This window comes from Tepidimonas thermarum (assembly GCF_007556705.1).
GTDB lineage: Bacteria > Pseudomonadota > Gammaproteobacteria > Burkholderiales > Burkholderiaceae_C > Tepidimonas > Tepidimonas thermarum.
Genome location: NZ_VJOL01000083.1, coordinates 1 through 4,868 on the forward strand (window position 1 = coordinate 1; position 4,868 = coordinate 4,868).

The 4,868-nt window shown below is 68.0% G+C and carries 3 protein-coding genes and 1 CRISPR repeat array; all 3 genes read left to right on the top strand.

Features of this window, described 5'->3' with window-relative positions:
• The coding region (locus Tther_RS12655) for a type I-E CRISPR-associated protein Cas6/Cse3/CasE (RefSeq protein ID WP_143904430.1) at nucleotides 1-681 on the top strand (681 nt) is incomplete at its 5' end.
• Complete coding sequence (gene cas1e, locus Tther_RS12660) at nucleotides 678-1,577, top strand: type I-E CRISPR-associated endonuclease Cas1e (RefSeq protein WP_143904432.1); 900 nt, start codon at nucleotides 678-680, stop codon at nucleotides 1,575-1,577. The genes Tther_RS12655 and cas1e, both read left to right, overlap by 4 nt.
• A complete protein-coding gene (gene cas2e / locus Tther_RS12665; RefSeq protein ID WP_143904435.1) occupies nucleotides 1,549-1,905 on the top strand; it encodes a type I-E CRISPR-associated endoribonuclease Cas2e in 357 nt (118 codons plus the stop codon). Before cas1e ends, cas2e begins: the two co-directional genes overlap by 29 nt.
• A gap of 42 nt (nucleotides 1,906-1,947) precedes the next feature.
• Nucleotides 1,948-4,598: a CRISPR direct-repeat array (repeat unit 28 nt; unit sequence GGCTGCCCCGCGCACGCGGGGATCGACC).
• Nucleotides 4,599-4,868 lie beyond the last annotated feature (270 nt).

Here is a 4,868-nt window from a genome sequence, read left to right on the forward strand (position 1 = left end):
ATGGGCAAAACGGCCTGCAAACCGGCCGAAATGCACGTCGCAATCGCTGCGCAGCCACGTCTGGGCGGCTCGTTTCTTCGAAAGCAGCGTCACTGGTGCGTTCGAAGGGTATTTTTTCAACGGCCTGCTAAGCCGTTTCGCTATTTCGACCGACGCCACGAGGTGCTGGGCTACGCCAGGCAGAGCGCCGCCGCGCTCATTGAACGGGCGCAGGCCTTCGCCTCTCCTTCGGCCTGGGCAGCGCTCGAGGTCGCAGGCGTGGCCAGCAAACCGATGCCGGAGCATTGGCGTCAGGGCCAGCCGCTACACATTGAAGTGCTCGTCTGCCCGGTATCGCGTAAGGATGGCGAGGAAAAAGACATTTACCTGCGGGCGCTCGACCGCCTGGGCGAGGACGCCCCGCCGCGTGCCCAGGTCTATTGCGACTGGTTCCTGCGCCAATGGGAGGGGGTGGCGCACATCCAGAGCACCGAGCTTTTGGGCATGGGCACGCGCAGCCGGCTGTTACGGCGCAATCACGCGTCGGGCAGGCGCCTGCGCATCGTCGAGCGGCCGCAGGCGCTCTTTGCCGCCGAGGCCGTGATTGCCGATCCCGAACGTTTTGCCGAACGGCTTGCCCGCGGCATTGGCCGGCACCGGGCTTTCGGATTTGGCATGGTATTGCTCGCGCCGGCGCGATGAGTTCGACGCCAGGCCTTTTCCCCGGCCGGCTGGGTCTGGCAGCCTCCCGCATCCCCCATGCCGACCGGCACGGCTTGCTATGGCTCGAGTATGGGAGGCTTTCGGTGGAGGATGGAACATTGCGCTTCGTGGCGGCCAAGAGCGAAACGCTCGATGCCGGCGACTACGCCATTCCCTACCAGGCGGTCTCGATGATCCTGCTCGGACCCGGCACCAGCATCACGCAGGATGTGCTGCGCCTGTGTGCCCGCCATGGCACTCTGATTGCCGCCGTGGGGGAGGGCGGGGTCAAAAGCTACACCGCGCCCCCCATGGGACAGGGGCGCTCCGATGTGGCGCGCGTCCATGCCGAGCGTTGGGCCGATCCCCAAAAGCGGCTCGACACCGCCCGAAGACTCTACGCCTGGCGCTTCGGACGGGTGCTGCCGCACCGGGACATCGAAACCCTGCGCGGCATCGAAGGCGCGCGCATCAAGGAAAGCTACCGGCTTCTGGCGCAGCGCTTCGGCATTGACTGGAGGGGACGCCGTTACGACCGGAACAATCCCGCCGCTGCCGATTTGCCCAACCAGGCCATCAACCACGCCGCGACCTTCGTCGAGGCCGCAGCCGACATCGCGGTTGCAGCCACCGGGGCCTTGCCGCCCCTGGGTTTCATCCACGAGGACTCCAGCAATGCCTTCACCCTCGACATCGCCGACCTGTGGCGCATCGAACTCACGGTGCCCCTTGCCTTCGGAGCCGTGCGAGCCGTGTTGGACGGCAAGGCGGACAACATCGAGCGGGAGGTGCGCAAGCGCGCCGCCGCTGAGTTCCGGCGTTACAAGCTTATCCCCAAGATGATCGAGCGCATCAAGGAGCTGTTCGATGTCCATGACAGTGGCGGTGACGCGTAACGTATCGGCACGCGTGCGCGGCTTTCTCGCGTCTGTCATGCTTGAGCTTGCGCCGGGCGTCTATAGCGCACCGCGCATCAGCCCAGCGGTACGTGAGCGCATCTGGACCGTGCTGGAGGAGTGTTTCCCCGACGAGCGCGATGCGTCGATCGTGCTCGTTTGGGCGGAACGCGCTATGCCGGGCGGGCAGGCGGTTCGGGTGCTTGGATCACCCCCCGCGCAACTGGTGGAGCTCGACGGGCTCATTGTTGCCAGGCGCCCCGTATCGGCATCGCCCGAGAAAACGGGGCTGGACGGTGTAAGCAAGAAAAAGGCCAACGTTCCTTAAAAATCTGGATTATCCTTGGCGGACAGCGAGTTAGTCGCAAGAGGCTGCCCCGCGCACGCGGGGATCGACCCTGACGGCGGGACAGCTCGTCACGCATCGCCATGGCTGCCCCGCGCACGCGGGGATCGACCTATCGCGCGCTCCAGCGTCTGGCGGAAGGTGCGGGCTGCCCCGCGCACGCGGGGATCGACCCTTGGCCCACATACGCCAGCCGTGCGTGCGGAAGGCTGCCCCGCGCACGCGGGGATCGACCTGCAACACGTGGTACGACCCGCAAGAGGTCCGCGGCTGCCCCGTGCACGCGGGGATCGACCTCTTGTCTTCGCCGACAACCACAGCTTCTTCGCGGCTGCCCCGCGCACGCGGGGATCGACCTTCTTCGGGAACGTCCTCATCCTCAACAAATGGGGCTGCCCCGCGCACGCGGGGATCGACCCGTTTGATTCTGCTGATCGTCGTCTGGCTCACGGGCTGCCCCGCGCACGCGGGGATCGACCCTCTCCAAGGTCACGCGGACGCGATTGCACGTGGGCTGCCCCGCGCACGCGGGGATCGACCCATGGAGATCGGCAAGCTAGGCACCGTGATGCGGGCTGCCCCGCGCACGCGGGGATCGACCCATGGAGATCGGCAAGCTAGGCACCGTGATGCGGGCTGCCCCGCGCACGCGGGGATCGACCCCTGCTGCGCACGCTCTCGCAGGGGCCGGTGGCGGCTGCCCCGCGCACGCGGGGATCGACCCCAAGGCGCCCAACTTCTTGCTGGCGCGACGTAGGCTGCCCCGCGCACGCGGGGATCGACCCTTCATCGACGCCACGCAACTGCTGGGCGACGCGGCTGCCCCGCGCACGCGGGGATCGACCTGTATGAGCCGCACCGTGGCAGAAAAGCCGATGGGCTGCCCCGCGCACGCGGGGATCGACCCCGATGGTACCTTGTGGTTATGGGGGAACGGGGGGCTGCCCCGCGCACGCGGGGATCGACCCTTCATCGACGCCGGCGAGCACCGCCTGGGCGAGGCTGCCCCGCGCACGCGGGGATCGACCCTTCATCGACGCCACGCAACTGCTGGGCGACGCGGCTGCCCCGCGCACGCGGGGATCGACCGCTTGTGCCGCCGTCAACACTGCGCTGGCAATAGGCTGCCCCGCGCACGCGGGGATCGACCCTACGACGCCAAGGCCTGCCGCGCATCCTGGCGGGCTGCCCCGCGCACGCGGGGATCGACCCATGGCCCAGCTCTACACCTGCAGCCGCTGCAAGGCTGCCCCGCGCACGCGGGGATCGACCTCAGGCCGAGCTCGCGCGCGCGACCGGCGTCGCGGCTGCCCCGCGCACGCGGGGATCGACCCGTTGTAAGGCGCTGCATGGCCGCCCATCAAAGGGCTGCCCCGCGCACGCGGGGATCGACCCCGAAGTGAACAGCGTAGGTGAATCCCACTCGGGGCTGCCCCGCGCACGCGGGGATCGACCTGAAGCAACGCTCGTAATCGAACACGTAGCCGAGGCTGCCCCGCGCACGCGGGGATCGACCCGACTTGAACAGGGGTAGGTTGCACGTCGTTGTGGCTGCCCCGCGCACGCGGGGATCGACCCAGAGCGCGTAACGCCTGGACTGTTTCGGTCACGGCTGCCCCGCGCACGCGGGGATCGACCCACATGCCAGCCAAGGCGGGCATAGGCCAAGGCGGCTGCCCCGCGCACGCGGGGATCGACCCTATTTCCACGACCTGTTTCAACGCGGCTTTGAGGCTGCCCCGCGCACGCGGGGATCGACCTTTCAGAAGGTAGCCGGGCACTCATGCCCGGCGGGCTGCCCCGCGCACGCGGGGATCGACCCCGATTGCACCTGGAAATCCGCGCATGGCTCAAGGCTGCCCCGCGCACGCGGGGATCGACCTCAGGCGCTTGGGCGGTAATCTCGCCAGTCTCCGGCTGCCCCGCGCACGCGGGGATCGACCCCCGCCCGCCGAGGCGGGTTTTTTGTTGCCTGCGGCTGCCCCGCGCACGCGGGGATCGACCAATCGCAGAAAAACTTTTCTGCAAAAATCTGCGGGCTGCCCCGCGCACGCGGGGATCGACCCTGTGCGCATGGTGTAATCCCCCTTCAGATTGTGGCTGCCCCGCGCACGCGGGGATCGACCTATCGGTGAAGCGCTCGATGCCGGCCCAAATGGGGCTGCCCCGCGCACGCGGGGATCGACCCCGTTCTAGTTTTTCCTGATGGTGTCGCGATGTGGCTGCCCCGCGCACGCGGGGATCGACCTATCGAGCGATGCGTGGAAGCAGAAGGCCAAGAGGCTGCCCCGCGCACGCGGGGATCGACCTCGCGTCCAAGCGGGTGGCGTAGCCTGCCAGTTGGCTGCCCCGCGCACGCGGGGATCGACCCATGCTCGAGACTCTCATCACCCGCGGCCCGTGGGCTGCCCCGCGCACGCGGGGATCGACCTTGACTACCTCACCCTCGACCCTGGACGTCGCGGGCTGCCCCGCGCACGCGGGGATCGACCCTTCTACTGGCACCGGCGCGATCGAGGAGATCGGGCTGCCCCGCGCACGCGGGGATCGACCCTGGGATCGCAGCGACCCCATGACCGACTACTTGGCTGCCCCGCGCACGCGGGGATCGACCGTAGTAGGCCATGGTGGCTTTCCTTTCGTGGGTGGCTGCCCCGCGCACGCGGGGATCGACCCGCGATGAGCTTCAACATCAAGGGCTTCGACTCGGCTGCCCCGCGCACGAGTTGTGTATCGTTCTTTCTGTAAATTCCATTTTGCCGGTTGTCTGCTGGGCGGGGATCTCCGGCGCTACGCGCCTACGCTCCCCGCCCAGCAGACAGCGCGAGGGTGGGTCTGACGCCATGACTTCGAGAAAGGAGTGTAACCCTCATGGCAATACGAGTCGAAACCAACCCCTTGGAAGCCGCTTATGCGATCTTGCTCGAGAACGGACTGGATGGCGC